Origin of the sequence: Rhizobium sp. GCM10022189, from assembly GCF_042656325.1 — a bacterium.
Taxonomy (GTDB): domain Bacteria; phylum Pseudomonadota; class Alphaproteobacteria; order Rhizobiales; family Rhizobiaceae; genus Rhizobium.
Genome location: NZ_JBHSOR010000039.1, coordinates 399,028 through 424,906 on the forward strand (window position 1 = coordinate 399,028; position 25,879 = coordinate 424,906).

Here is a 25,879-nt window from a genome sequence, read left to right on the forward strand (position 1 = left end):
AGTGTATTATCCATATCAATAGTCTGATCTCTCAGCATAATTCTTATAGTCTATGAGATCTCGGCGAGAGATAGCTGGGGCTGCGGAGCGCGTTCACGAGCTTACTATGAGGGCCACCGGTTCGACTTATCGGCGCAAACTTTCCATTCCCCGCCGAATTCACGTATGGCAAGCGGAGTCAACAAAGCTTTCAAAGGCACTGAAAATACAACCGATCTATTACGGACCCGTTCAGGAAGAAGCCGCGGAATATGGCGAGATGCCGATCAGCCCGGATTTGTTTCGATATTTCAACCCAAAGCAGTCGCAGACCCTGACAGCAAGTCGGTCAACGGGAAAAGCGACAAGGGCACGGGGCTGACAATCGCCCATTATGATTAGGGAAACCGGACGCTCCGATAACGTGTTGATACCGTTCAACATGGCTTTTGCCGGCCGGAGGCGATCCGCTAGCTGTGCATGAAGCCTAGAATGTCATCTACGAGAGCCGAATGGGCGTCCGTAAGGTTGCCATCTCCGCCGTGGCCCGCGATGCCGGCCAGTTGAAGCGCATGCTGGTCGTAGAGAACGTGGTCGATCTGTTGGGCGTCCGCCGTCCCTCCGGCGGGAACGGCGATGTTGATGGGATGGAAATAGGCGAAATTGACGTCCAGCATGCTTCCGGTCGACGACCCGACACCACCACCGCCGCCCGCCTGGCTGCCGGTAAAAATCGTGTCCGACGACAGGTTGAAGCCGCCGCCATCGCCGCCGATACCCGCAATCTGCACCGTACCTTGGTCGAAAATCACATTGTTCGTCTGATGAGCCTCGGCAGAGCCGCCTGCGGCGCCTATGGCAATGTTGATCGGTGAGAATATGGCGACACTCACATCGACCATGCTGCCGATGAAATATCCATCGCCGCCGTGGCCTGCATAATTGTCGCCGGTCAACGTGAGCGCCGTTCCGGGGCTCATCAACGGGCCGTGGCTTGCGATGTTATGGTCCCCGCCCGCGCCGCCGACACCACCAATCTGGGTTGCCCCCTGCAGGAACAGTGCGTTGTTCGATTGCTCGGAATGCGCCACCGCGTCGGGGCCAACGGCCACCGCAGTATTGACGGGGGTGAACACCGCGACCGCGGTGCTTACGAGGCCGCCGTAGAAGAGACCGTCACCCCCGGCGCCGGCATGGTTGGCACCGTCGCCGCCGCCGATGGAAACGTTACCGCTTCCGCCATTTCCGCCGATCCCGGCCATTTCGGTGGGATGCTGGTTGATGAGCGCGTCGTTGCCCTGGAAGGCATCCGCAGCCGAATGAGGTCCCGCAATAGCCGCGTTGGACGGCATGAAGACGGCCAACGCGTTGCTGCTGATCACGCCCTCGCTTATTCCATCCCCTCCGCTGCCGGCTGAATTGTAGCTCGGGCCGGAAGCGACATCCAATGGAAGCCAGGTCGGCACCAGCGCCAAATGCCCCGCAGCCACGTTGGAGGCGAGGTGTTGGTCGGTGCCCGCTTTGGGCGGGTCTTCCAGCAAGGGACGAGCTTCCGTCATTACCGTCTCCAGTCTGCCGGCAGCCACACGGCCATCGTGTGCGCAGCGGCTTGCACCTGAATTGCTCCGGCATTTTGCATCTGAACGGGAAAAAAGCAGAGCCTGCAATTCGTCTACGCCCTGTCGGCTAGTTCTGTAGCCGTTTGGCTGTCATGGCCGCAGCGTCCCTTTGTGGGAGGTCGGCAGCGGACGGCCCCCTTCTGGGGCAGACATCCTGGATATGTTTCTTGGTCCCGAACAGGATTTCCTCCGCCGGGCGCCCCATGATCGGGACCTTGAAATTCAGGCGGTTTGCCTGGGTTTGTCCGGACCGAGGCGATCGCAGACATGACCTTGTTCACGCCGTCCGGCGCCAGCCGCCAAGTATCATTGCAAAACAACGGCCCGCCCCAAGCATACACCCGAAGGAACGTCGCCGAATATCTAGATAGTTCGCAGATTAAATTGCGAGCAATATTCACCCGCGGTTGTATTGGCTGGCGGTGACATGATGAACACCCACACCGTAGGGGGAACGCCGTAGAACAATCACGGACGAAACGGAGTAGAAGGAGTAACATCGATGCCTATTCCACAAGTATCTGACACGATTCACCTCAACAACCCGGATGCTGGCGACGCGAATGCCGGCAACGGTGGTGATGGCTTCAACTATGGAAACATTGACTACAACCCGGTCGCGTATGTCTCGCCCGTGCAAACGGTCGAGGGAGCATATACCGATCTGCACAACGGCGATCACGTTTGGCAGTCGGCAGGCTGGGGCTCTGGCGATGGCGGAGCCGGTGGCTTTGCCCAGGCCCAGAACGGATTCCTGGCGGCGGTCACGAACAGCGGTTCCGGCGGCGCGGGGGGAGATTCCAACTCCAACGGCGACCAGGGAAACACCAGCGGCGGCGACACCGCTACGGTGAATGCGGCAACGACCGCGACACAATATACGCAACTGATGGCCGATCAGCATGCCACGATTCTCGCCGGCGTCGGCGGCAACGGTGGTAACGGGAACATGGCCCGGGGCGGCGATATCGCATCAGCTCTGGTTCACACGGATCCGGAAACGACGACGGTGAACAACGCTCTCGATCATTTCGTAAACGCCTTCGGCGACATCGATCTCAGCCATATTGGCTCATGAACTCAAGTGCCGAGGGTCGCCGGTTCCGGCCGGCGACCCCGATAGGTTGCCGAACGAGCAGGCAGCCTCTTCTTGTCAGTATCAAGTGCAGCGAGATCTGATAATGACAACGAATTCCACAAAGCCGTCGCACCCTCAGACACATCTGGTCGTTGCGCTCCGGGCGTGCGCCGGAGCCTTCGGGTTGGTCTTCCTCTACAGCTGCGGCTACAACCTCTTTCTTCTGGCGCCTTCCATCTATCTGCTGCAGATCTATGACAGGGTCCTGTCGAGCCGAAGCGCCGACACGCTGCTGATGCTGACGATCATCATTGCCATCGCCGTGTTGGTCGGATCCACCCTGGACATCGTTCGCAGGGCAGCGCTTTCGCGTATCGGCAGCTGGCTGGACCACAGGCTGCGGCCGATGGTGCTCACCGCGTCATTCGAATACGCCGCTCGCGCCGATACGGGGGCCGCCTCGGAATGCTACCGAGATTTGGCCGCATTGCGCCAGTTCCTCGATTCACCGGCCAGCTCGCTTTTTTTCGACGTTCCCTGGGCGCCGGTATTCCTGCTCCTGCTCTTTCTTGTTCATCCGCTGCTGGGGACCATCGGCCTAGTGAGCGCAACTGCGCTCCTTCTGTTTGCGCTCCTGACGGAGCTGGCGACGCGAGAGCCGCTTGCCCATGCCAATCTCGCCCTTTCAAGGAGCTACCTGCGGTTTGCGACCGCCCTCAAGAACATCGAGGTGATCCGGGCAATGGGCATGCAGGACGGTGCAGCGCTGATCGTCTATCGCGATGCGGAAATGGCAAGAAGATCGCAGGACGTCGCGATGCACCGGACGGAGATCATTCTTGGTTTCTCCAAGTCGATCCGCACGCTCGCGCAGATCCTCATGATGGGATCCGCCACATGGCTGGTGCTCGCCGGCAACGGCAGTCCGGGTATCATCTTCGTTGCGAGCTTGCTGCTCGGCCGCGGGCTCGCACCGATTGAGGGCGCAATCGGCGCATGGCGCTCTTTTGCGTTTGCCCGCAGCGCCTTCGATCGCCTGAACAGAATGCTGATAACAGTCGCATCCGGGCAGGACGCCCGAATGGTGCCGATGCCGGAACCCAACGGACTCGTTCTCGACCATGTCAGCTATATTCAGCCATTCGCCAATCGGCCGATACTGACTGATATCACATTGCGCCTCGCGCCAGGCGAATGCATAGCGCTCATCGGCCCGTCGGGGTCGGGAAAATCGACACTCGGCCGCATCCTGGCGGGCGTCCTGCCGGCAACGAGCGGATGCGTTCTTCTCGGCGGGGTCGATATTTCAGCCCTGCGCCTTTGCGGCGGAACCCGCCACGTCGGATACCTGCCGCAGGACATCGAACTCTTCGGCGGCGCCATCAAGGATGTGATTGGTCGGCTGGACGGTGGAGATCCCGGCAAAGCGATCGACGCCGCAAAGCTGGTTGGGTTGCATGAGGCGATCATGCGGCTGCCCCGAGGCTACGAGACCGATATCGGCGAAGGTGGCAACCTGCTCCTTCGAGCACAACGCCAGCAACTCGGGCTGGCACGGGCAGCCTATGGCAATCCGTCGCTCGTCGTTCTCGACGATCCGAATTCAAGCCTGGATTATGACGGCGAACGCATGCTGTTCCAGGCGATCGAGCGCATGAAATCGAGACGGATGACGGTCGTTATCATAACCCACCGGATGGGAATCCTGTCCGTCACCGACAAGATTGCCATCATGCGCAATGGGACGGTGGCCGCCTTCGGGGACAGTGAGCGAATTTATGAAACCTACCTTCAGCCACCGTCTCGAACAGGAACATAGGGAGCGAGGCCGCCATGACCCTTGTTCAACTGGAGCCGATGCTGGCGAGACTTTCAAGCCTGCCGAGGACGGGTCTGCGTTTGGCTCGACGGTCGGCAACGGCAGCCAGACGGCAGACGACCCATTGGCCGGTCATCGAACCGGAACAGCGCGCGCCCGCCCCCGCGTCGCCGATGTCGAGGCTCAGGGGCGTCGCCTGGACGGGAAACATGCTGATCCTGGTCTTCATAATCGGATTGGGAACCTGGTCGGCCATGGCACCGCTAAAAAGTGCTGCGATCGCATCGGGCGTTATCGAACCGGAGTCCAGCCGCAAGACCATTCAGCATCTGGAGGGCGGCATCGTGCGACGGATACTCGTCAGAAACGGCGATACGGTCATGGCCGGGCAGATTGTGATTGAACTTGACGACACGAAGGCTCGCTCGGAGCGCGACAGCATTCTAGGGCAACTTTGGGACGCCGAAGGAAGCCGCGCCCGCCTGCTTGCGGAGCAGACAGGCGCCGACCATGTCGCCTATCCGCAAGAGCTCAGGGCGGCGATGGACAGATATCCTTCCGTCGGGACGATCCTGACCGGCCAGCAGAAAATATTCGAAGCCCGTCGCCGGGTCATGCAGGCTGAAATCCAGATTGCCAATGAAAAGATCGCGCAGGTGCGGCAGGAAATCATCGGGCTTGGTGCGCAGAAGGCGTCGCTGGCCGACAGAGCCGCAATCTCGCAGCAGGAACTGGCTCAGGTAACAACCCTCAACACGAAGGGACTGGAAAAAAAGAGCAGGCTTCTCAACCTCCAGCGGGAAAAAGCCGACCTCGATGGTCGGCAGGGTGAAATTGAAGCACAGATCTCTCGCGCCCATCAGGTTATCAGCGAGACACAGGCCGATATCGCGAAACTCGAAAGCGACCGGTTGAGCGAAATCGCCCAGGGCATGCGCGATACGGAAAGCCGGATCATGCAACTGCGCGAACGCCTGCGGGCAATCGACGACCAGCTCTTGAGAACCGATATCCGTGCCCCCGAAGATGGGACGATCATGAACCTGCGCGTCCACACGACCGGTGGCGTGATCGGCGCGGGTGAACCGCTTGTCGATCTTCTGCCGCGCGCCGATCGCCTCATCGTGTCCGCCCATGTCAGGCCGGAAGACATCAACCTCGTGCGTGCGGGGCTTGAGGCACAGGTTCACCTGCTTCCATACAATCAGCGACGCGTTCCTCTCCTGAAAGGTCGGGTCGAGTATGTGTCAGCGGACCGTCTCACCGACACGCAGAGCGGCCAGCCCTACTTTGCCGCGACGATCCGTGTGACGGACGCACGGCTGGCGAAAATGAGGAATGTCGAACTGATCGCGGGCATGCCCGCACAGACACTGATCGAAACCGGCCAAAGCAGCGTGGCGCTCTATGCCATCAGACCGCTCCTCGACAGTTTCAACAGAGCATTTCGTGAGGACTGACGCGGTGATGGGCAAGAGAAAATTCGACGACGACCAGATCACGGGCATCTTGAAGGAGCACCAGGCCGGGGTGACGGTGGCGGATGTCTGCCACAAGCATGGCATCAGCGAACCGACCTTCTATCGGTGGCAATCCCTCCAGTCCGGAAATGTCGGTCTCTACGCCAAGAGGGTGCGGGCACTGGAAGAAGAAAACCAGAAGCTCAAGAAGCTTTTGGCCGAAGCCATGCTGTCGGCGGCAACGCTGAGCGAAATGCTGGCGAAGACACCGAAAGGGTGAGGCGAGCCTCCGGACAGAGGGCTTGTCGCCGGATAGCGCCGGGCTGGTCCTTGCCGCATAAAGACATTTATAAGATTTTTATATTGATGCCTCCGGCTCAATCTCGAACCTTTATGCGCTTCGGCTGCATATTAATGTCCGAGAGATCGCAAAGATCATCTCCACGCCAGAAAGCATAAAAGGTGCCGCCTCCCAGGAGCCGGCGCCCTTTGTCTTGTCTGACTCCAAGAATAACAAACCGGAGTCACGATCGATGATGGATATAATTCTACTCGGCACTGCAATCATATTCTTCGGCCTTTGCTTTGCCTATACGCGCGCCTGTGACAGGCTCTGACAGGAGAGAACCGATGACCCTCGATTATGTCTTGAGCGGTGCCGTAACCGTGTTTCTCACCGTCTACCTCACCTACGCTCTCATCCGCCCAGAACGTTTCTGAAAGCGCCGGCGCTTCTCCTGTGGAAGCGGCCGGGTACTGAAAGTTTCCTCCCATGACCCTCAACGGATGGCTTCAGATCCTGCTTTATTGCGGGATCGTCCTTGTGCTCGTCAAACCGCTCGGCGGCTACATGACGCGCGTGTTCAGCGGCGAGCGCACATTCCTTTCACCGGTCCTCGTTCCGATCGAGCGGGGACTTTATGCCGTTGCCGGCACCAGCGAGCGCGAAGACCAGCACTGGACCTCCTACGCCTTCGCTCTTCTGATGTTCAACCTGATGGGCGTCATCGTGCTTTACGCGCTGATGCGCCTGCAAGGGGTTCTGCCTTATAATCCGGCCGGCATGGCCGCCGTGCCCGAACAGCTCACGTTCAACACCGCCGTCAGCTTCGTGACCAACACGAACTGGCAGAACTACGGCGGCGAGAGCACCATGTCGTATCTGACACAGATGATGGGCTTCACGGTTCAGAACTTCGTGTCTGCCGCGACCGGCATAGCGATCGCCGTTGCCTTCATCCGCGCCTTCTCGCGCGCATCGGGCAAGGCGATCGGCAATTTCTGGGTCGATATGACCCGCGCCACGCTCTACGTGCTGCTGCCGCTCTGCATCGTGCTGACGCTCGTCTATGTCTGGCTCGGCGTGCCGCAGACCCTCGGCCCCTATGTGGACGCAACGACGCTTGAGGGCGCCAAGCAGACGATCGCCGTCGGCCCTGTTGCCTCCCAGCTCGCCATCAAGATGCTGGGGACCAATGGCGGCGGCTTCTTCAACGCCAACTCCGCCCATCCCTTCGAAAACCCGGATGCGATCTCCAACCTCATCCAGATGGTCTCCATCTTCGCGATCGGCGCCGCCTTGACCAACGTCTTCGGCCGCATGGTCGGCAACCAGCGGCAGGGCTGGGCAATCCTCGCCACGATGGGCGTTCTCTTCATCGTCGGCGTCGGCATTACCTATTGGGCAGAGGCTGCCGGCAACCCGCTGATGCATGCCTTCGGCTTGGCCGGCGGCAACATGGAAGGCAAGGAAGTCCGCTTCGGCGTTGCCATGTCCTCGCTCTTTGCGGTCATCACCACGGCCGCCTCCTGCGGCGCCGTCAACGCCATGCACGGTTCGTTCACCGCCCTCGGCGGCCTGATCCCGCTCATCAACATGCAACTCGGCGAAATCATCGTCGGCGGCGTCGGCGCCGGCTTCTACGGCATCCTGCTCTTCATCATCGTCGCCGTCTTCGTGGCAGGCCTCATGGTCGGCCGCACGCCGGAATATCTCGGCAAGAAGATCGAGGCGAAGGAGATGAAGATGGCCGTTCTCGCCATCCTCTGCCTGCCGCTCGCCATGCTGGTCTTCACGGCCATCGCGACAGTGCTGCCGTCCGCCGTTGCCTCGATCGGCACGGCCGGCCCGCATGGGTTCTCCGAAATCCTCTATGCCTATACGTCGGCTGCGGCCAATAACGGCTCGGCTTTCGGTGGCCTGACCGGCAATACGCCCTGGTACAACGTCACGCTCGGTATCGGCATGCTGATGGGCCGCTTCCTCGTCATCATTCCGGCGCTCGCCATCGCAGGCTCGCTGGTTGCGAAGAAAACGGTTCCGGCCTCTGCCGGCACCTTCCCGACAGACGGGCCGCTTTTCGTCGGCCTGCTGATCGGCACGATCCTGATCGTCGGCGGTCTCACCTTCTTCCCGGCGCTGGCCCTCGGCCCGATCGTCGAGCACCTGGTCATGATCGCCGGCCAGACCTTCTGAGGTAAGCATCATGCTCATCCGCCACAGGCTCCGAAAAGCCTTCCATCCACGTCCCGGTCTGCCGGGGCGTGGAGCCCAGCGGGCGCCGCGCGCCTCCGACATCATCCTGGTGATGATGGCAGGCCTGCTCGTGATCGTCTGCGCCCTCAGAATTTTACAGGGCTGACCGGCCGTCCGGTTCGCCATCCTCGTTTCAAAGCTGGAGTCTCTCATGAGCCAGGCAAAATCCGCGAGTATCCTCGATTCTCGCATCCTCATTCCGGCCGTGGGTGCTGCTTTCACCAAGCTCAACCCGCGCACCCTCGCCAAGAACCCGGTCATGTTCGTCGTGGCCACGGTCTCGGCACTGACCACCATCCTCTTCGTCCGCGACCTGATCGCCGGAAACGGCAATCTCGGCTTCTCCTTCCAGATCAACCTCTGGCTCTGGTTCACCGTGCTCTTTGCCAATTTCGCCGAAGCCGTCGCCGAAGGCCGCGGCAAGGCGCAGGCAGATTCGCTGCGCAAGGCGCGCACCGAAACCCAGGCCAAGCTTCTGACCGCCAACAACGGCAGCGGCTACCGCATGGTGCCCGGCACCAGCCTGAAAGTCGGCGACCTCGTTCTCGTCGAAGCCGGCGACATCATCCCTTCGGACGGCGAAGTCGTCGAGGGTGTCGCCTCGGTCAACGAAGCGGCGATTACCGGCGAGTCCGCCCCGGTCATCCGCGAATCCGGCGGCGACCGCTCGGCCGTCACCGGCGGCACGCAGGTTCTCTCCGACTGGATCCGCGTGCGCATCACCGCGGCTGCCGGTTCGACCTTCCTCGACCGCATGATTTCGCTCGTCGAAGGCGCCGAACGCCAGAAGACGCCGAACGAAATCGCGCTCAACATCCTGCTTGCCGGCATGACGCTGATCTTCGTGCTCGCCACCGCGACGATCCCGAGTTTTGCGGCCTATGTCGGCGGCTCGATCCCGATCATCGTGCTCGTTGCCCTTTTCGTCACGCTGATCCCGACCACGATCGGCGCCCTTCTCTCGGCGATCGGCATTGCCGGCATGGACCGTCTCGTTCGCTTCAACGTTCTCGCCATGTCCGGCCGCGCGGTCGAAGCTGCCGGCGACGTCGATACGCTGCTGCTCGACAAGACCGGCACGATCACGCTCGGCAACCGCCAGGCCACCAGCTTCCGCCCGGTGCGCGGCGTCTCCGAACAGGATCTCGCCGATGCGGCGCAACTCGCCTCGCTGGCCGACGAGACGCCGGAGGGACGCTCGATCGTCGTGCTCGCCAAGGAAAGATATGCCATCCGCGGCCGCGACATGGCCGGCCTGAGGGCTACCTTCGTGCCCTTCACCGCCCAGACCCGCATGAGCGGTGTCGATCTCGAAGGTTCTGCCATCCGCAAGGGCGCCGTCGATGCCGTACTCGCCTATGTGAACGGCGATGCCTCCGCGAAGAACGGCGCCGAAGTCGTGCGCGAACTGCAGTCGATCGCAGACGAGATCGCCAAGGCCGGCGGCACACCGCTCGCCGTTGCCCGCGACGGCAGGCTGCTTGGCGTCATCCAGCTCAAGGATATCGTCAAGGGCGGCATCCGCGAGCGCTTCAACGAGTTGCGCCGCATGGGCATCCGCACCGTCATGATCACGGGCGACAACCCGATGACGGCGGCCGCCATCGCAGCCGAGGCCGGCGTGGACGACTTCCTTGCCCAGGCAACGCCTGAAAACAAGCTGCAGCTGATCCGCGAGGAACAGGCCAAGGGCAAGCTCGTCGCCATGTGCGGCGACGGCACGAACGATGCCCCGGCTCTCGCCCAGGCCGACGTCGGTGTCGCCATGAACACCGGCACGGTCGCTGCCCGCGAAGCCGGCAATATGGTCGACCTCGACTCCGACCCGACGAAACTCATCGAGATCGTCGAAATCGGCAAGCAGCTCCTGATGACCCGCGGCGCGCTGACGACCTTCTCGATCGCCAACGACATCGCCAAGTATTTCGCCATCATCCCGGCGATGTTCCTCACTTTCTATCCGCAGCTCGGCGTGCTCAACATCATGGGGCTTGCCACGCCGCAGAGCGCCATCCTGTCGGCGATCATCTTCAATGCGCTGATCATCATCGCGCTGATCCCGCTCTCGCTGAAGGGTGTCCGCTACCGCCCGATCGGTGCCGGCGCGCTGCTTTCCCGCAACCTGCTGATCTACGGCCTCGGCGGCATCATCGTCCCCTTCATCGGCATCAAGGCGATCGACATCGTCATCACGGCCGTCGGCCTCGCCTAAGGAGTCCAGACAATGTTTAGAGAATTTCGCCCGGCAATCGTCATGATCGTTGCCACTACCGCCATCACCGGCCTTCTCTACCCGCTTGCGATGACGGGAGCCGCCCAGGCTCTCTTCCCCTTCCAGGCGAATGGCAGCCTTGTCGAAAAGAACGGCCAGGTCGTCGGTTCCGAGCTGATCGGCCAGGCCTTCACCAGCGACAAGTATTTCCACGGCCGCCCCTCGGCTGCCGGCGACGGCTACAATGCCGCCTCCTCCTCCGGCTCCAACCTCGGCCCGACCAGCCAGAAACTGATCGACCGCGTGAAGGGCGACTATGAAGCGGCGAAAGCAGCCAACCCGAATGCCGCGGTTCCCGCCGACCTCGTGACCGCCTCGGGTAGCGGGCTCGATCCGCATATTTCGCCGGATGCCGCCTATTTCCAGGTGCCGCGCGTCGCCAAGGCCCGCGGCGTCGATGAAGCTAAGGTCAAGGCGCTGGTCGATGCGGCCGTCACCGGCCGCGAACTCGGCCTGCTCGGGGAGCCGACCGTCAATGTTCTGGCGTTGAACCAGAGCCTTGATGCTTCTATGACTCAGTGAAGGTTGAGAGCCCCGGAGCGCTGCAAGGCGCGCCGGGGCTTGCTTGCGAAGAAAGACCGAACCGCATGCCAGACGACAACCGCGACCAGGCCGGCAGGCCCTCGCCCGATGCGCTTCTCGAAAAGGCCCGGGCGGAGTCGCGCGGGCGCCTGAAAATCTTTCTGGGTGCCGCCCCCGGCGTCGGCAAGACCTATGAAATGCTGGTCTCCGGCCGCGCCAAGATGGCCGACGGCCTCGATGTGGTGATCGGCGTCGTCGAAACCCATGGCCGCAAGGAGACCGAGGCGCTGCTTGCCGGTTTCGAGATCGTACCGCGTGTGAAGATCGCCTATCGCGGCCAGTCGCTCGAAGAGATGGATCTCGACGCCATTCTCGCCCGCAAGCCCGATCTCGTTCTCGTCGACGAGCTTGCCCATACCAATGCCGAGGGCAGCCGCCACCCGAAGCGTTATCTCGATGTCAAGGAACTGCTCGACCGCGGCATCGACGTCTATTCGACCCTGAACATCCAGCATGTGGAGAGCCTGAACGACGTCGTTTCGCAGATCACCCGCATCCGGGTGCGCGAAACCGTCCCGGACTCCGTGATCGATATGGCCGACGATATCGAGATCATCGACCTGACGCCCGACGACCTCATCAAGCGCCTTCACGATGGCAAGGTCTATGTGGCAAAGACCGCCGAGCGGGCGCTGACCAACTATTTCACGCCCGGCAACCTGACGGCGCTGCGCGAGCTTGCGCTCCGCAAGACCGCCCAGCGCGTCGACGACCAGCTGCTCAACCATATGCAGGCGCACGCCATTTCCGGTCCCTGGGCGGCCGGCGAGCGCGTGCTGGTATCGATCGACGATCATCCCCGCTCCGCCTCGCTGGTTCGCTACGCCTCCCGCATGGCCGCGCGGCTGCGCGCACCCTGGGCAGCCGTCTATATCGAGACCAACCGCTCGATCAATCTTTCGGAAACACAGCGCGATACGATTGCCGCGACACTCCGGCTGGCCGAACAGCTTGGCGGCGAAGCGATCACCATTCCCGGCCGCGAAGTAACCGAGGAGCTGGTGCGTCACGCCACCGCCAACAACGTCACCCACATCGTCATCGGCGCGCCGAAGACGCCGACATGGCGCGAATGGTGGTGGAGCCGCTCGACGACCGACGAGCTGATCCGGCGGGCCGGCGACATCAGCGTTCACGTCATCTCCGGAAACGAGAAGGACACAAGCTCCCAGCGTGGCGTCAAGGCCGCGGCGGCTGCCCCGGCGCTGAATTTCAGGGCCTATATCGTCTCGACAGCCTATGTCGCCATTGCGCTGGCTGTCGGCGTCGTGCTCGATCAGGTCCTCGACGTGCGCAATCTGGCGCTCGTCTTCCTGATGGCGGTGCTGACATCGGCAGTCATCCACGGGCTAAGGCCGGCGCTCTACACCTGTATCGCCAGTGCTCTCTCCTTCAACTTCTTCTTCCTGCCGCCGCGCTATACGCTGACGATCAGCGACCCCGAGAGCGTGCTGGCGCTCTTCTTCTTCCTCGGCGTCGCCGTCATCGCCTCCAACCTGACGGCAACCGTGCAGAGGCAGGCGGCCGCGGCCCGACAGAGGGCGCGAACGACGGAAGATCTCTACCTCTTTTCCAAGAAGCTCGCCGGCACCGGCACGCTGGACGACGTTCTCTGGGCCACTGCCTTCCAGATCGCCTCGATGCTGAAGGTGCGTGTCGTTCTGCTGCTGCCGGAGGACAATTCCATTGCGGTCAAGGCCGGTTATCCGCCCGACGATACGCTCGACGATGCCGATATTGCCGCCGCCCGCTGGGCATGGGAGCACAATCATGCCGCCGGTCGCGGCGCCGATACGCTGCCGGGCGCCAAGCGCCTCTATGTACCGCTGCGCACCGGCCGCACCGCCGTCGGCGTCATCGGCCTCGACAGCGACCGCCGTGACGGCCCGCTGCTGACGCCCGAGCAGCAGCGTCTTCTGGATGCTCTTGCCGACCAGGCGGCACTCGCCATCGAGCGCGTCCAGCTCGTCGCCGATGTCGACCGGGCGAAACTTGCAGCCGAGGCCGACCGCCTGCGGTCTGCGCTGCTGACCTCGATTTCGCATGATCTGAAAACGCCGCTTGCGGCAATTCTCGGCGCGTCCGGCACGCTGCGCGACTATTTCGATTCCATGTCGGCAGACGATCGCGCCGACCTTCTCTCGACGGTCGTCGACGAATCCGAACGGCTCAACCGCTTCATCGCCAACCTGCTCGACATGACGAAGATCGAGTCCGGCGCCATGGAACCGAATTATGCATTGCACTATGCCGGCGACATCGCCGGCAGCGCCTTGCGCCGCGCCGCAAAGATCCTCGATCATCACAGGACGGAGATGGCGATCCCGGCCGACCTGCCCATGGTCCGCGTCGATCCTGTTCTCTTCGAGCAGGTGCTCTTCAACCTGCTCGACAATGCCGCGAAATATGCGCCCGAAGGTTCCGTCATCCGCATCGAAGGTTGGGCGGATGCCGACAACGTCGTCGTACAGGTCTCCGACGAAGGCCCGGGCATCCCGCCTGCAGACCTTACCCGTGTCTTTGATACCTTCTACCGCGTGCGCAAGGGCGATCAGGTGCGCGCCGGCACCGGCCTCGGCCTCTCGATCTGCCGGGGCTTCATCGAGGCGATGGGCGGGACGATCACCGCCGGCAACCGGACGGACCGGTCCGGCGCCGTCTTCACCATCCGCCTTCCCAAACCGAATGACATTCCCAAACTGGATGAACTCAAATGACCGGTTCAGCCGTCAAGATCCTCGTCGTCGATGACGAGCCACCCATCCGCAAGCTCCTGCGTGTCGGCCTCACCGCGCAAGGCTATGAAGTCCACGAGGCGCCGAACGCCGGTGCGGCCCGCCAGTCTGTCAAGGACGACCAGCCCGACCTCATCGTGCTCGATCTCGGCCTTCCCGACATGCCGGGCCACGATCTCCTGCAGGAATGGCGCGAGGACGGGCTGACCATGCCCGTCGTCATCCTGTCGAGCCGCACCGACGAAGCCGGCATCGTCAAGGCCCTGGAAACCGGAGCCGACGACTATGTGACCAAGCCTTTCGGTATCAACGAACTCGGCGCCCGCATCCGCGTCGCGCTCCGCCACCGGCTGCAGCAGCAGGGCGAAAAGGCGATCTTCCAGACCGGCGGCCTTTCGATCGACCTTGTCAAGCGCATCGTCAAGGTCGATGGCAGGGAGATCAAGCTGTCACCGAAGGAATACGACATCCTGCGCGTGCTCGCCCAGCATGCCGGCAAGGTACTGACACATCAATTTCTTCTGAAGCAGGTGTGGGGTCCGGCGGCGGACGTGCAGTACCTGCGCGTCTATGTGCGCCAGCTGCGGCAAAAGGTCGAGCAGATTCCCGACCAGCCGCACTATATCACCACAGAGACCGGGGTCGGCTATCGGCTCCGCGAGCCCGACTGATACCTGCCAAGAATAGCATCGAGAATGAAATGAACCTCCCCAACATCATCCGGCCGGAGCACACCTTCATTGGCCTGTCGGTGACGACCAAGTGGCGCGCGCTGCAGGCCATCGCCGAAAAGGCCGGCAACGCCTTCGGAATTGACGGCCAGACCGTTCTGAAAGCGCTCGAATCCCGGGAGAAGCTCGGCTCCACCGGCATCGGCAACGGCATTGCCGTTCCCCATGCAGCCATCGACGGCATGACAAGCCCGCGCGGTCTCCTGATCCGCTTTGCCCAGCCGCTGGATTTTGATGCGATCGACGACATCCCGACGGATATCGCCGTCGTGCTGCTTTTCGGGGAAAACAATCGCGGGGAATATCTGAACGTGCTCGCCGCCATCGCCCGCAGGCTTCAATCGGATGGCGTGCTGGCGGCCATGCGCAAGGCCAGAAGCACCGATGAATTCTATTCGGATTTCATCGCGGATTCGCGCGTCTGAGGAAAATTCGCTTAACTTTCGACCTTCTCCCCGCCGTGGCGGGGAGAAGGCAAAGCGGAAACAAGGGGCCACTTCGGCCCCTTTTTATTAGAAGTCGCGCTGCAGACGCAGGAAACCGAAGGTTTCGTCGTCGCCGTCTTCTTCGTCGTGATACTGAACGCTGAGCTTGCTGCGCAGGTTGTCAACGATCTGGTAATCGACGGTGACGCCGGTCGTGTAGGCGCTGCCGCCGCTGAAGCCCTTGCCGTCAGCATCGAGTTCGATCTTGTCGAAGTACTGGAAGGCCGGGGTAACGGCCCACTTGTCGGTGAGCTTGACCTTGTACTCGGCAGCGATCGTCCATTCGGACTCTTCGTAGTAGTAGTTAGCGCCGCTAGCCCAGATGCCAGCGAGGCCGAGGGTGCCGGGGCCGATGTCGGCATAGAGGATTGCGCGGATGGCGCCTTCTTCGTTGTCGGTATCGTAACCGCCGAGCAGGTAGCCGCTGAATGCGCCGCTCTTGAACGAAACCTGACCTGCGACGCCGAAGTTGTTCGGGCCTTCGCCGGGCTTCTCGTCGTAGGTATATTCAAGTTCGTCGAGCGAGACACCGGCCGCGAACGTGTCGGTCTCGTACTGGTAACGGATCGAGTTGTGAGTCGTTTCGTTGCTCGAGAGCGTGTCCGTCTCGCCGCTCAGATCGTCATCCCACCAGCTGTACTGCTTACCAACGCGGAAGCCGGCGATGTCGATGTAGCCTTCGTCGAGCGTGGTGACCTGGTCGGTAGCGTTGTCAGCGTTGGTACGCAGCGTGATAACGCCCGTGAGCGTGCCGTACTCGGTGTCGTTCTTGGTCTGGAAGGTGACCTGACCGCGGGTAGTGGCATCCCAGTCAGCGTCGCCGCTCTGGCCCGGACCAGCATTCAACTGGAAACGGATGTAACCGCTGATCTGGAGGCAGGTTTCGGTGCCGGGGATGTAGAAGTAGCCAGTCCCGTAGGCGTCGCAAACGCGAACATATTCTACGGGCTCCGGCTCAGCTGCGACGATAGCGTCTGCTGCGTGTGCTCCGGAAACCGCTGCAAGGGCGGCAACAGAGCCAAGAAGGATAGTTTTAATAGACATCAGAAAGACCTTTTACGGTTTGAAAGAGGCAAGCAATGCTTCAAGGGCACCCCTGCCATCGGTCGCCGAATCCCAACGACCGGAAGTCCATGTAGGCATTCGAAAACGTCAGCGCTGCAAAAGAAGACTAAAAATCGACACACCAATGACACTTTCGGGGTCGAACTGTGGCAGAAAAATCACGGCTGTGGCGCAGCGCCTTAATTGGCCGCGGCCAACTGACAGCATGTCCCGTTCGCAATCACCCGCTGAAAATGGGATGGCTTTCTAAGGTTGGTCCCCGGAACCGAAACAATCTTCGTTTCATTATACGACTTAGTTGATAGAGTTTAGCGTATAACCACGGAGGGTTCCTATGCAGACTTTACGGTTCACCCGGCTCATCGCGGCCGCGGTCATGGCGGGCAGTTTTGCGATCGGCAGCGTCGCACCGGCATTCGCCGACCAGACGCTTCTGAACGTATCCTATGATCCGACGCGCGAATTGTATAAGGATTTCAACGCTGCCTTCGCTGCGAAGTGGAAGACCGACACTGGCGAAGCCGTAACGATCCAGGCCTCCCACGGGGGGTCCGGCGCGCAGGCGCGCTCGGTCATCGACGGTCTCGACGCCGACGTCGTGACCCTGGCTCTCGAAGGCGATATCGACGCGATCGCCAAGGCGACGGGCAAGATCCCTGCCGACTGGAAGACCAAATTCCCGAACAATTCGACGCCCTACACCTCGACGATCGTCTTCCTCGTGCGCAAGGGCAACCCCAAGGGTATCAAGGATTGGGCTGATCTCATCAAGGACGACGTCCAGGTCATCACGCCGAACCCGAAGACCTCGGGCGGCGCCCGCTGGAACTTCCTTGCCGCCTGGGCATGGGCCAAGCAGGCAAACGGCGGCGACGAAGCCAAGGCGCAGGACTATGTGACCAAGCTCCTGCAGCACGTTCCGGTTCTCGACAGCGGCGCACGCGGTGCGACCACCACATTCGTGCAGCGCGGTCTCGGCGATGTGCTGCTCGCCTGGGAAAACGAGGCCTATCTCTCGCTCGAGGAACTCGGCCCCGACCAGTTCGAGATCGTGACTCCCACCTTCTCCATCCGCGCCGACCCGCCTGTCGCAATCGTCGATGGCAACGTCGACAAGAAGGGGACCCGCAAGGTCGCGGAAGCCTATCTGAATTACCTTTATTCGGATGAAGGCCAGAAGATCGCGGCCAAGCATTACTACCGCCCGATCAAGCCGGAAGCTGCCGACCCGGCCGATATTGCCCGCTTCCCGAAGCTGACGCTTGCCACGATCGACGACTTCGGCGGCTGGAAGGATGCACAGCCGAAATTCTTCGGCGATGGCGGCATATTTGACCAGATCTACAAGCCTGCCCAATAATAGGTCTTATGAGCGCACATAACCCCACACGGTGGCGGTTCAAGCGGCCGAGCGTCATTCCGGGTTTCGGACTGGCGCTCGGCCTTACCTTGATCTGGCTGACCCTCATCGTCCTTATCCCGCTGTCGGGCCTTGCCTGGCGGTCGAGCACACTCGGCTGGGAAAAGTTCTTCGGCATTGCGTTCGACCAGCGAACGCTGAGCGCACTGCGCATCAGCTTCGGATGCGCCTTCATCGCTGCCTGTCTCAACGCCGTCTTCGGCGTCGTCCTTGCCTGGGTGCTGGTGCGTTACCGGTTTCCCGGCAAGCGCATCATCGACGCCATGGTGGACCTGCCCTTCGCCTTGCCGACGGCCGTCGCCGGCATTGCGCTGACAACCCTCTACGCGCCGAACGGCTGGGTAGGACAGTTCCTGACGCCGCTCGGCATCAAGATCGCCTTCACGCCGGCCGGTATCGTCGTCGCCCTTATCTTCGTCGGCCTGCCCTTCATCGTGCGAACGGTGCAGCCGGTCATGGAAGAGATCGACAAGGAAGTCGAAGAGGCTGCCGCCACGCTTGGCGCCAACCGTTTCCAGACGATCACCCGCGTGCTGCTGCCGGGCCTTGCCCCGGCCGTGCTCACGGGCTTCGCGCTCGCCTTCGCCCGCGCCGTCGGCGAATACGGCTCGGTCATCTTCATCGCCGGCAACCTGCCGTTCAAATCGGAGATCGCGCCGCTCTTGATCGTCATCAAGCTCGAAGAGTTCAACTACGCGGCAGCGACGGGCATTGCCGCGATCATGCTGATCATCTCTTTCACGATGCTGCTCGTCATCAACCTTATCCAGAGCTGGAGCAGACGGAGGTACGGTTATGGCGTCTGATCGTTTCGCAAGCGCTTCTGCCGCCGAGCCTCGCAAGGTCCACTCGGCCGTCACCGAAAGCAGGATCGCCCGCATCACACTCGTGGTCATCTCGCTCGTCTTCCTGCTGCTGATCCTGCTCTTGCCGCTGACAGCCGTCTTCGTCGAGGCCTTCCGCAAGGGAGCCGGCTCCTTCCTGACAGCCCTTCAGGATGCCGAGACCTTTTCGGCAATCCGCCTGACGCTGATCGTGGCGGGCATCAGCGTACCTTTGAACCTTGTCTTCGGCATCGCCGCTGCCTGGGCGATCGCCAAATTCGAATTCAAGGGCAAGGCGTTTCTGACGACACTGATCGACCTGCCCTTCTCGGTCTCGCCTGTTATCTCGGGCCTCGTCTTCGTGCTGCTCTTCGGCGCCAATACCTGGCTTGGCCAGTGGCTGAGCGCCAACGACATCAAGATCCTGTTTGCGGCGCCGGGGCTGATCCTGGCGACGATGTTCGTCACCTTTCCCTTTGTGGCGCGCGAACTCATCCCGCTCATGCAGGAACAGGGGACACAGGACGAAGAGGCTGCCCTTTCGCTCGGCGCGAGCGGCTGGCAGGCCTTCTGGCACGTCACGCTGCCCAACATCAAATGGGGCCTGCTCTACGGCGTGCTCCTCTGCAACGCGCGCGCCATGGGTGAGTTCGGCGCCGTATCCGTCGTCTCCGGCCACATCCGCGGCCAGACCAACACGATGCCGTTGCAGGTCGAAATCCTCTATAACGAGTATAATTTCACCGGGGCCTTTGCGGTCGCTTCGCTTCTGGCCCTGCTTGCGCTTGTCACCCTTGTTTTGAAGACGCTGCTGGAAATGCGCTACAGCGCGGAAATCGCCGCCAGCCGGCGGCACTGAAGGAAATAGAATGGAAGTACGCGTCCAAAACCTACGCAAGGAATTCGATCGCTTTCCGGCCCTGCACGATGTCTCGCTTAGCATCCGCTCCGGAGAACTGATCGCACTGCTCGGCCCGTCGGGCTCCGGCAAGACCACGCTGCTGCGCCTCATCGCCGGCCTTGAAAGCCCGACCGAAGGCCAGATCTTCTTCGGCGAGGAAGATGCGTCGAGAAAGACGGTCCAGCAGCGCAATATCGGCTTCGTGTTCCAGCATTATGCGCTTTTCCGGCATATGACGGTGCTCGACAACGTCTCCTTCGGCCTGAAGGTGCGCAATGCGTCGCGCCGTCCGCCGAAGGCGGAGATCCGCAAGCGGGCGCTGGAACTGCTCGATCTCGTGCAGCTTTCCGGCCTCGAAAGACGCTATCCGGCACAGCTTTCCGGCGGCCAGCGCCAGCGCGTGGCGCTGGCGCGCGCCATGGCGGTCGAGCCGAACGTGCTGCTGCTCGATGAACCGTTCGGCGCGCTCGATGCGCAGGTGCGCAAGGACCTGCGCAAATGGCTGCGCGAAATCCACGATCGCACCGGCCATACAACCGTCTTCGTCACCCACGATCAGGACGAGGCAATGGAGCTTGCCGACCGTGTCGTCGTCATGAGCCAGGGCGCAATCGAACAGGTCGGCACGCCGGACCAGGTCTACGACAGCCCCAACTCGCCTTTCGTCTTCGGCTTCGTCGGCCAGTCCAACTGCCTGCAGGTGGAAATCGCCGGCGGCGATATCCGCTTCGAAGGCCGCTCACTGGGTCTCAACGCCGAAGGTGAGGCAGATGGAGCGGCACAGCTCTATTTCCGCCCGCACGACGTCCGGCTCTGCGAATCGGCCGAGAACTGCATTGCCGGCCAGCCGGTCTCCAGCCGGCGCGTCGCGGGCACCCGCCATATCGAACTCGACATCGGCAAGGACCGCCCGCATATCGAGATCGAGCTTCCGCCGAGCGAGGCCGACAGGCTCGATCGCTCGCGCGTTGCCTTCAAGCCGACGCGCTGGAAGCTTTTCCGGCATTGATATTGCCGCAACAACGGTTCCCGCCAGAATCGTATTTCCGGCGGGAACCCTTTGTTATTTTTGTGATCTCCGGTTGTTTGTATTTTTGTCACATGCCGGGTAAAACGTTTTCGCTTGGATCGAAAAGGGCTGGACTAATCCAATAGGAGGCACCTGGCGTTGAGGGCGGAGATTTCCTTTGGAAAATCCCTGGTTGGGATTTTGTTCGTAGGACTGGCAGCCGCGAGCTGCACGACGACACCGAAACCGGCAACTGCGTCGGTCAAAACCAAACCGAAACAGGTTCAACCGGCAAAGGTCACATTCAATTACACCACCAAGGATCGCGACTGCCTGAAGCGGGCCATGTATTTCGAATCGCGGCCTTCGGATGAGGCCGGGTACATGGCCGTCGGCAGCGTCGTCATGAACCGGCTGACCTCCGGCGCCTATGCCGACTCCATCTGCGGCGTCGTAGCCCAGAGGAAACAATTCGCGCCCGGCGTCATGACGCGCGAGGTCAAGCCCCAGGCAGAACCGGAGCTGACGACCGCAGCCGATGCTATCCTGAGCGGCGAACGCCATCCGGCAGTCGGAGACGCGATGTTCTTCCACACGGCAGGATTGAAATTTCCCTACAACAACATGCACTACGTGACGGTCGCCGGCGGCAACGCCTTCTACGAGAAGCGCGACGAGGACGGCACGCTCGAAACGCCGCCGCCATTGCCCTCCTACGAAGTTGCAATGAACTACATACCCGGCGAGAGCATGCTCCCGCCGCAGTTCGAGGTGCTGATTCCCTCGGACGTTCCCGTACCGCTCCCGTCTCCCGACCCAACACCGACGGCAAGCATCAGCCCCTTGCCGATGCCGGCAGCGGCGACCGCGATCGTGCCCGAACCCGGCACGCCCATCGCCATCCCGACGCCGCGCCCTGCTTATGACAGCGTGATGCTGCGACCGAGCATTCCGGCAAACGGCGGCTGACCCGGGAAGATCAAAGAGCGCGAAAGCGCGTCATCGCAAAAACGCGAAGCCAAGGCGTGGCAGGCGGATCTGAAAGGATGGCGAGACGCTTCAGGCGCGCTCTTCCCAGACTTTCGCAAGCTCCACGATCGTGCTGACAGCCTTTTCCATATCCTGACGGCTGATCCATTCGAGCGGGGAGTGGAAAGCGTGGCCGCCGGCAAAAATGTTGGGGCACGGCAGGCCCATGAAGGAAAGACGGGAGCCGTCAGTGCCGCCTCGAATGCTGCCGCGCACCGGCGTCATGCCCGCCCGGCGCACCGCCTCGACGGCATTTTCGACGATTTCGGGATGACGGTCGAGCACCACCTTCATGTTGCGGTACTGTTCTTTCACGTCGAAACGGTAGGTCGATCCCGGATAGGATTTCATCACATCCTTGACGATCGCTTCGAGCATGGCTTCCTTTTCGGTCAGGCCCTCGTCGGTAAAATCGCGAATGATGAGGCTGATCGCAGCCTTTTCCATGGAACCCGCCACACCCGTCGGATGGATGAAGCCCTGTTTGCCCTCAGTCGTTTCCGGGGCGATCTCTTTCGGCAACCGGTCGATGATCGCGCCGGCGATCTTGATGGCGTTTTCCATCCGGTCCTTGGCAAAACCCGGATGAATCGCCACGCCGGCGATAACGATATCGACACTATCAGCCGAGAAGGTCTCGTCCTCGATATGACCGGCGGTTTCGCCATCCATCGTATAGGCGAAATCCGCGCCGAGCTTCTTCAGGTCGACCTTGTTGACGCCGCGGCCAACCTCTTCATCAGGGGTGAAGAGGATCTTGATCACTCCGTGCTTGATCTGCGGATTATCGACGAGGATCTGCGCTGCGGCCATGATTTCGGCCAGGCCGGCCTTGTCGTCGGCGCCGAGCAGCGTCGTTCCGTCCGTCGTGACGATGTCGTTGCCGATCTGGTTCTTGAGTTCCGGATGTTCGGAAACACGGATCACCCGGCTCGGATCGCCCGGCAGCTGGATATCTCCGCCGGCATAGTTTCTTACCATCTGCGGCTTGACGTTCTTGCCGGTGAAATCAGGCGCCGTGTCCATATGCGAGCAAAAACAGATGACCGGCACCTTCTTGTCGGTATTGGCCGGGATGGTCGCATAGACGTAACCATGCTCATCCAGATGCGCATCCGAAAGGCCGATCTCCAGGAGTTCCGCAACCAGGACCCGGCCGAGATCCTTCTGCTTTTCGGTGGTCGGCTGCGTGGACGAGGCAGGATCGGATTGCGTATCGATAACGACATAGCGGAGAAAGCGGTCGATAACGGCGTTTGTCATATTGTCCAGTCCAGCATGATCATCGTCCGATCATATAGCCACCGAAGGTCCTGTGATGAAAGCTCTTTTCAACTCCAGGCAGACGGACATCCACGAGGAAGGCAATATGTCGGCAGCGACGGCGATGCTCTATCGCCTTGCTGCGTTCAGTCGACGCGATTGCCCTCGCCGTTGAAGACATGCAGATGCTTGGCGGGGAAGGCAACCTTGACCTTCGGCCCGGCACTCAGGGCCTCGCGATCGAGCGTGAATATCTTGAACGGAAGGCCGTGCAGCGAAAGATGCAGGATGATGCCGAAGCCGGTCGGCTCGACGAGCTCGACATCGGCGGCGATCCCGGCTCCGTTGTCCGTCATGACGACATGCTCCGGCCGGATACCGAGCGTGAGTTTTTCGCCGTTCGACAAGGAGAGCGATTTGTCGAGCGGCACGATCGTGCCGTCCTTCAGCTTCACGCCGCCCGTCTCATAGCTCGCCTCCAGGAAGTTCATGCCCGGAGAACCGATGAAGCCCGCGACGAAAAGGTTGGCGGGGCGGTCGTAGAGCTCCAGGGGGCTGCCGACCTGCTGCACGACCCCGCCATGCATGGCGACGATGCGGTCCGCCAGCGTCATCGCCTCGATCTGGTCGTGGGTCACGTAGATCGAGGTCGCCTTGAGGTCGCCATGCAGCTTCTTGATTTCGGCGCGCATCTGTTCGCGCAGCCTTGCGTCGAGGTTCGACAGCGGCTCGTCGAAGAGGAAGGCCTTCGGCTGGCGCACGATGGCGCGGCCCATGGCCACGCGCTGGCGCTGGCCACCGGACAATGCCTTCGGCCGGCGTTCGAGCAGGGGATCGAGGCCAAGCTTGGCGGCAGCACCCGCAACGGCGCTCGCGATCTTCTCCTTGGCCGTCTTCCTGAGCTTGAGGCTGTAGCTCATGTTGCCGGCGACATTCATGTGCGGATAGAGCGCATAGGACTGGAACACCATGGCGATGTCGCGATCCTTCGGATGCAGCTCGTTGACACGGTTGCCGGCAATGCGGATCTCGCCGCCGGTCACGTCCTCGAGGCCCGCGATCATGCGCAGCAGGGTGGACTTGCCGCAGCCGGAGGGGCCGACGAGAACGACGAATTCGCCGTCCTTGATCTCCAGATCGACGCCGTGCAGCACCGGGAAATGACCGTAGGATTTCTGGATATTCTTGATGTCGATCGATGCCATGTGACTAACCCTTGACCGCGCCGGCCGTCAGGCCCTGGACGAGATAACGCTGGATGAGGAGGAAGAAGAGGCCGGCTGGAATGAGCGCCATGACGCCCGCCGCCATCATCTGCCCGAAATCCACGGAGAATTTCGAAACGAAAGTAAGAAGGCCGACCGGGAAGGTCGCCGCATCATTGCCGTTGATCAGCATCAGCGCGAAGAGCAGCTCGCTCCATGCCGCGGTGAAGACGAAGCCGAGGGTCGCCGCGATACCCGGCAGCGTCAACGGCAGGATGATCTGGCGGAAAGCCATGAACTGGGTGGCGCCGTCGATCATCGCCGCCTCTTCGAGATCCTTCGGGATACCGTCGAAGAAGGACTGCATCAGGAAGGTCGCGAAGGGCACGTTGAAGGCGGTGTAGACGATGACGAGACCGGTCAGGCTGTTCGTCAGGTGCAGCGGCGACAGGATCTTGAAGATCGGAGCCACCAGCATGACGAGCGGAAACATCTGGGTCAGCAGCATCAGCGCCACGATCCAGTATTTCGCCCGGAAGGTGAAACGCGACAGCGCATAACCGGACAGCGAGGCGCAGATCGTCACCGTGACCGCCGTCGAAGCCGAGACGATCAGGCTGTTCTTGAAGAAGGTCGGGAAGGCGCTGTGTTCCAGCACGAAGCTGTAATGTTCCCATGTGGTGCGCGACGGCCACATGCGCACACCCTCCGTGTAGAGCAGGTCGTTCGGCGTGACCGAGACTTTCAGAAGCCAGAAGAGCGGGAAGAGTGCGAAAACGACGTAGGCGAGGATCGCCAGACGGTGCGCGACAACGGGGAGAATGGAGCGTCTCATGGCTCAATCCTTTGCAAGCAGGCTCTGCCGCAGCAGGATAATCAGCATGGAATAGGCCAGAAGCAGGACCAGCAGCACCAGCGCGATCGCCGAGGCATAGCCGAAGTCCAGCCGCTTGAAGGCCTGGGTGAAAATGTAGCTGGCGACGATCTGCGTCCTGTCCGCCGGCCCGCCGCCGGTCATGACGACGATGAGATCGGCGAAATTCGAGATCCAGACCGTGCGCAGCATCACGGTTATGGCGATGGTCGGCGCCAGGAACGGCAAGGTAATCGACCAGAAGCGCTGGAACCAGCCGGCGCCGTCGATGGACGCCGCTTCATAGAGATCGCGCGGGATCGCCTGCAGCGCAGCAAGCAGCGTGATGGCGAAGAAGGGAATGCCCCACCAGACATTGGCGATGATCGGCCCCCACATCGCATATTGCGGATCGGAAAGAATATTGCCCGGTTCGCTCATCAATCCCAGTGCAAAGAGCCAGTGCGGGATCGGCCCGATGACCGGGTTGAAAAGCCAGGCCCAGTTGAGGCCCGCAAGGAAGGACGGTACGGCCCAGGGCAGGAAGACCAGCGCCTGGATGACACCCCTGCCCCAGAACGGCTTGTCGAGCAGCAGAGCCAGGATGAGGCCGAAGATGAATTGCAGGATGACAGAAGCACCGGTCCACCAGAGCGTATTGCGAAGCGCGCCGTAAAAGGCCTTGTCCTGGGAAAGCGCGCGGAAGTGCTCGATGCCGACGAATCCGCCGGAGAAGGGGTTGAGAAGCTGGATGTCGCGGAAGGCATAGGAGACGCCGACGACAAGCGGCACCAGCATGACCGCAATGATCAGGATCAGCGAAGGCGCGCTATAGAGATAGGGCTCGGAAGCCTCGGCCAGACGACGCAGCCATGGCCGGCGGTCGTGGCGCATCTGAAGCGTTTCGGCGGTGATGGTCATTACCCGATAATTCCCCTTGCAGCGCTTCGGCGCGCCGTCTGTCGTTGCATGAGCGGCGGCGGAAAGTCTCCGCCGCCGTTTGCGGTGTCGGCC

General features: G+C 61.6%; 23 protein-coding genes. 17 read left to right on the plus strand and 6 right to left on the minus strand.

The features are described 5' to 3' along the window. Positions 1-449: 449 nt before the first annotated feature. Positions 450-1,538 carry a hypothetical protein gene (locus tag ACFPWW_RS16895; protein ID WP_377312610.1) on the minus strand — a complete coding sequence of 363 codons (1,089 nt, stop codon included), beginning with the start codon at positions 1,536-1,538 and terminating at the stop codon, positions 450-452. Positions 1,539-2,100: 562 nt separating this feature from the next. Between ACFPWW_RS16895 and ACFPWW_RS16900 the strand changes: the two genes are divergently transcribed. The 12 genes from ACFPWW_RS16900 to ACFPWW_RS16955 all read left to right on the plus strand — a co-directional run bounded on the left by ACFPWW_RS16900 (position 2,101) and on the right by ACFPWW_RS16955 (position 15,236). Beyond that, a complete protein-coding gene (locus tag ACFPWW_RS16900; RefSeq protein ID WP_112570354.1) occupies positions 2,101-2,676 on the plus strand; it encodes a PE-PGRS family protein in 576 nt (191 codons plus the stop codon). Between the two features lie 103 nt (positions 2,677-2,779). After that, positions 2,780-4,495: a type I secretion system permease/ATPase gene (locus ACFPWW_RS16905; protein WP_377312713.1), complete on the plus strand. Its 1,716-nt coding sequence runs from the start codon at positions 2,780-2,782 to the stop codon at positions 4,493-4,495. A gap of 14 nt (positions 4,496-4,509) precedes the next feature. Continuing rightward, positions 4,510-5,955 carry an HlyD family type I secretion periplasmic adaptor subunit gene (locus tag ACFPWW_RS16910; RefSeq protein WP_377312611.1) on the plus strand — a complete coding sequence of 482 codons (1,446 nt, stop codon included), beginning with the start codon at positions 4,510-4,512 and terminating at the stop codon, positions 5,953-5,955. A 7-nt stretch (positions 5,956-5,962) separates the two neighbouring features. Beyond that, complete coding sequence (locus ACFPWW_RS16915; protein WP_162702903.1) at positions 5,963-6,235, plus strand: transposase; 273 nt, start codon at positions 5,963-5,965, stop codon at positions 6,233-6,235. Positions 6,236-6,585: 350 nt separating this feature from the next. Further along, entirely contained in the window at positions 6,586-6,675 is a 90-nt protein-coding gene (locus ACFPWW_RS16920; protein WP_007825856.1) for a K(+)-transporting ATPase subunit F, read from the plus strand. Positions 6,676-6,727: 52 nt separating this feature from the next. After that, positions 6,728-8,431, plus strand: coding sequence for a potassium-transporting ATPase subunit KdpA (gene kdpA / locus ACFPWW_RS16925; protein ID WP_113497238.1), 1,704 nt, complete (start codon positions 6,728-6,730; stop codon positions 8,429-8,431). Positions 8,432-8,441: 10 nt separating this feature from the next. Further along, on the plus strand, positions 8,442-8,597 hold the full coding sequence (locus ACFPWW_RS16930) for a hypothetical protein (protein ID WP_377312612.1): 156 nt from the start codon (positions 8,442-8,444) through the stop codon (positions 8,595-8,597). 45 nt (positions 8,598-8,642) lie between these two features. Continuing rightward, complete coding sequence (kdpB, locus tag ACFPWW_RS16935) at positions 8,643-10,703, plus strand: potassium-transporting ATPase subunit KdpB (RefSeq protein WP_377312613.1); 2,061 nt, start codon at positions 8,643-8,645, stop codon at positions 10,701-10,703. 12 nt (positions 10,704-10,715) lie between these two features. Next, entirely contained in the window at positions 10,716-11,285 is a 570-nt protein-coding gene (gene kdpC / locus ACFPWW_RS16940) for a potassium-transporting ATPase subunit KdpC (RefSeq protein ID WP_112570366.1), read from the plus strand. Positions 11,286-11,350: 65 nt separating this feature from the next. Then, complete coding sequence (locus ACFPWW_RS16945; protein WP_112753970.1) at positions 11,351-14,062, plus strand: DUF4118 domain-containing protein; 2,712 nt, start codon at positions 11,351-11,353, stop codon at positions 14,060-14,062. Beyond that, complete coding sequence (locus tag ACFPWW_RS16950; protein ID WP_112703437.1) at positions 14,059-14,751, plus strand: response regulator transcription factor; 693 nt, start codon at positions 14,059-14,061, stop codon at positions 14,749-14,751. Before ACFPWW_RS16945 ends, ACFPWW_RS16950 begins: the two co-directional genes overlap by 4 nt. Positions 14,752-14,780: 29 nt before the next feature. Further along, the gene (locus ACFPWW_RS16955; RefSeq protein WP_112703436.1) at positions 14,781-15,236 is read left to right on the plus strand and encodes a PTS sugar transporter subunit IIA; all 456 of its coding nucleotides are present in this window, start codon (positions 14,781-14,783) and stop codon (positions 15,234-15,236) included. A gap of 87 nt (positions 15,237-15,323) precedes the next feature. Here ACFPWW_RS16955 and ACFPWW_RS16960 read toward each other — a convergent pair whose 3' ends face one another. After that, positions 15,324-16,340: a porin gene (locus tag ACFPWW_RS16960; RefSeq protein ID WP_112753974.1), complete on the minus strand. Its 1,017-nt coding sequence runs from the start codon at positions 16,338-16,340 to the stop codon at positions 15,324-15,326. Positions 16,341-16,695: 355 nt separating this feature from the next. Between ACFPWW_RS16960 and ACFPWW_RS16965 the strand changes: the two genes are divergently transcribed. The 5 genes from ACFPWW_RS16965 (at position 16,696) to ACFPWW_RS16985 (ending at position 21,484) form a co-directional block, all read left to right on the plus strand. Next, on the plus strand, positions 16,696-17,721 hold the full coding sequence (locus ACFPWW_RS16965) for a sulfate ABC transporter substrate-binding protein (RefSeq protein ID WP_112570377.1): 1,026 nt from the start codon (positions 16,696-16,698) through the stop codon (positions 17,719-17,721). Between the two features lie 8 nt (positions 17,722-17,729). Further along, positions 17,730-18,587 (plus strand): sulfate ABC transporter permease subunit CysT, encoded by an 858-nt coding sequence (cysT, locus tag ACFPWW_RS16970; RefSeq protein WP_112570379.1) that lies wholly within the window; start codon positions 17,730-17,732, stop codon positions 18,585-18,587. Next, complete coding sequence (gene cysW, locus ACFPWW_RS16975) at positions 18,577-19,464, plus strand: sulfate ABC transporter permease subunit CysW (RefSeq protein ID WP_112755269.1); 888 nt, start codon at positions 18,577-18,579, stop codon at positions 19,462-19,464. Before cysT ends, cysW begins: the two co-directional genes overlap by 11 nt. Before the next feature lie 10 nt (positions 19,465-19,474). Beyond that, positions 19,475-20,515 (plus strand): sulfate/molybdate ABC transporter ATP-binding protein, encoded by a 1,041-nt coding sequence (locus ACFPWW_RS16980; protein WP_112753980.1) that lies wholly within the window; start codon positions 19,475-19,477, stop codon positions 20,513-20,515. A 159-nt stretch (positions 20,516-20,674) separates the two neighbouring features. Further along, positions 20,675-21,484: a cell wall hydrolase gene (locus ACFPWW_RS16985; protein ID WP_112753982.1), complete on the plus strand. Its 810-nt coding sequence runs from the start codon at positions 20,675-20,677 to the stop codon at positions 21,482-21,484. A 90-nt stretch (positions 21,485-21,574) separates the two neighbouring features. Here the strand turns inward: ACFPWW_RS16985 and pepT are convergent, their stop codons facing one another. The 4 genes from pepT to ACFPWW_RS17005 form a co-directional block, all read right to left on the minus strand. Continuing rightward, the gene (gene pepT, locus ACFPWW_RS16990) at positions 21,575-22,807 is read right to left on the minus strand and encodes a peptidase T (protein ID WP_112570387.1); all 1,233 of its coding nucleotides are present in this window, start codon (positions 22,805-22,807) and stop codon (positions 21,575-21,577) included. Between the two features lie 146 nt (positions 22,808-22,953). Further along, on the minus strand, positions 22,954-24,012 hold the full coding sequence (locus tag ACFPWW_RS16995) for an ABC transporter ATP-binding protein (RefSeq protein WP_112570392.1): 1,059 nt from the start codon (positions 24,010-24,012) through the stop codon (positions 22,954-22,956). A 4-nt stretch (positions 24,013-24,016) separates the two neighbouring features. Beyond that, positions 24,017-24,847, minus strand: a complete 831-nt coding sequence (locus ACFPWW_RS17000) for a carbohydrate ABC transporter permease (protein ID WP_112570394.1) — start codon at positions 24,845-24,847, stop codon at positions 24,017-24,019. A gap of 3 nt (positions 24,848-24,850) precedes the next feature. Beyond that, the gene (locus ACFPWW_RS17005) at positions 24,851-25,786 is read right to left on the minus strand and encodes a carbohydrate ABC transporter permease (protein ID WP_112570396.1); all 936 of its coding nucleotides are present in this window, start codon (positions 25,784-25,786) and stop codon (positions 24,851-24,853) included. Between the last annotated feature and the right edge of the window lie 93 nt (positions 25,787-25,879).

What these genes read in the sequence shown, in the direction of transcription:
- ACFPWW_RS16980 (WP_112753980.1), top strand. Translation starts at nt 19,475, where the DNA reads ATGGAAGTACGCGTCCAAAACCTACGCAAGGAATTCGATCGCTTTCCG.
- kdpA (WP_113497238.1), top strand. Translation starts at nt 6,728, where the DNA reads ATGACCCTCAACGGATGGCTTCAGATCCTGCTTTATTGCGGGATCGTC.
- ACFPWW_RS16910 (WP_377312611.1), top strand. Translation starts at nt 4,510, where the DNA reads ATGACCCTTGTTCAACTGGAGCCGATGCTGGCGAGACTTTCAAGCCTG.
- ACFPWW_RS16895 (WP_377312610.1), bottom strand. Translation starts at nt 1,538, where the DNA reads ATGACGGAAGCTCGTCCCTTGCTGGAAGACCCGCCCAAAGCGGGCACC.
- ACFPWW_RS16930 (WP_377312612.1), top strand. Translation starts at nt 8,442, where the DNA reads ATGCTCATCCGCCACAGGCTCCGAAAAGCCTTCCATCCACGTCCCGGT.
- ACFPWW_RS16920 (WP_007825856.1), top strand. Translation starts at nt 6,586, where the DNA reads ATGACCCTCGATTATGTCTTGAGCGGTGCCGTAACCGTGTTTCTCACC.
- cysT (WP_112570379.1), top strand. Translation starts at nt 17,730, where the DNA reads ATGAGCGCACATAACCCCACACGGTGGCGGTTCAAGCGGCCGAGCGTC.
- ACFPWW_RS16905 (WP_377312713.1), top strand. Translation starts at nt 2,780, where the DNA reads ATGACAACGAATTCCACAAAGCCGTCGCACCCTCAGACACATCTGGTC.
- pepT (WP_112570387.1), bottom strand. Translation starts at nt 22,807, where the DNA reads ATGACAAACGCCGTTATCGACCGCTTTCTCCGCTATGTCGTTATCGAT.
- ACFPWW_RS16995 (WP_112570392.1), bottom strand. Translation starts at nt 24,012, where the DNA reads ATGGCATCGATCGACATCAAGAATATCCAGAAATCCTACGGTCATTTC.
- ACFPWW_RS16960 (WP_112753974.1), bottom strand. Translation starts at nt 16,340, where the DNA reads ATGTCTATTAAAACTATCCTTCTTGGCTCTGTTGCCGCCCTTGCAGCG.
- kdpC (WP_112570366.1), top strand. Translation starts at nt 10,716, where the DNA reads ATGTTTAGAGAATTTCGCCCGGCAATCGTCATGATCGTTGCCACTACC.
- cysW (WP_112755269.1), top strand. Translation starts at nt 18,577, where the DNA reads ATGGCGTCTGATCGTTTCGCAAGCGCTTCTGCCGCCGAGCCTCGCAAG.
- ACFPWW_RS16965 (WP_112570377.1), top strand. Translation starts at nt 16,696, where the DNA reads ATGCAGACTTTACGGTTCACCCGGCTCATCGCGGCCGCGGTCATGGCG.
- ACFPWW_RS17000 (WP_112570394.1), bottom strand. Translation starts at nt 24,847, where the DNA reads ATGAGACGCTCCATTCTCCCCGTTGTCGCGCACCGTCTGGCGATCCTC.
- kdpB (WP_377312613.1), top strand. Translation starts at nt 8,643, where the DNA reads ATGAGCCAGGCAAAATCCGCGAGTATCCTCGATTCTCGCATCCTCATT.
- ACFPWW_RS16915 (WP_162702903.1), top strand. Translation starts at nt 5,963, where the DNA reads ATGGGCAAGAGAAAATTCGACGACGACCAGATCACGGGCATCTTGAAG.
- ACFPWW_RS16900 (WP_112570354.1), top strand. Translation starts at nt 2,101, where the DNA reads ATGCCTATTCCACAAGTATCTGACACGATTCACCTCAACAACCCGGAT.
- ACFPWW_RS16945 (WP_112753970.1), top strand. Translation starts at nt 11,351, where the DNA reads ATGCCAGACGACAACCGCGACCAGGCCGGCAGGCCCTCGCCCGATGCG.
- ACFPWW_RS16950 (WP_112703437.1), top strand. Translation starts at nt 14,059, where the DNA reads ATGACCGGTTCAGCCGTCAAGATCCTCGTCGTCGATGACGAGCCACCC.
- ACFPWW_RS16955 (WP_112703436.1), top strand. Translation starts at nt 14,781, where the DNA reads ATGAACCTCCCCAACATCATCCGGCCGGAGCACACCTTCATTGGCCTG.
- ACFPWW_RS17005 (WP_112570396.1), bottom strand. Translation starts at nt 25,786, where the DNA reads ATGACCATCACCGCCGAAACGCTTCAGATGCGCCACGACCGCCGGCCA.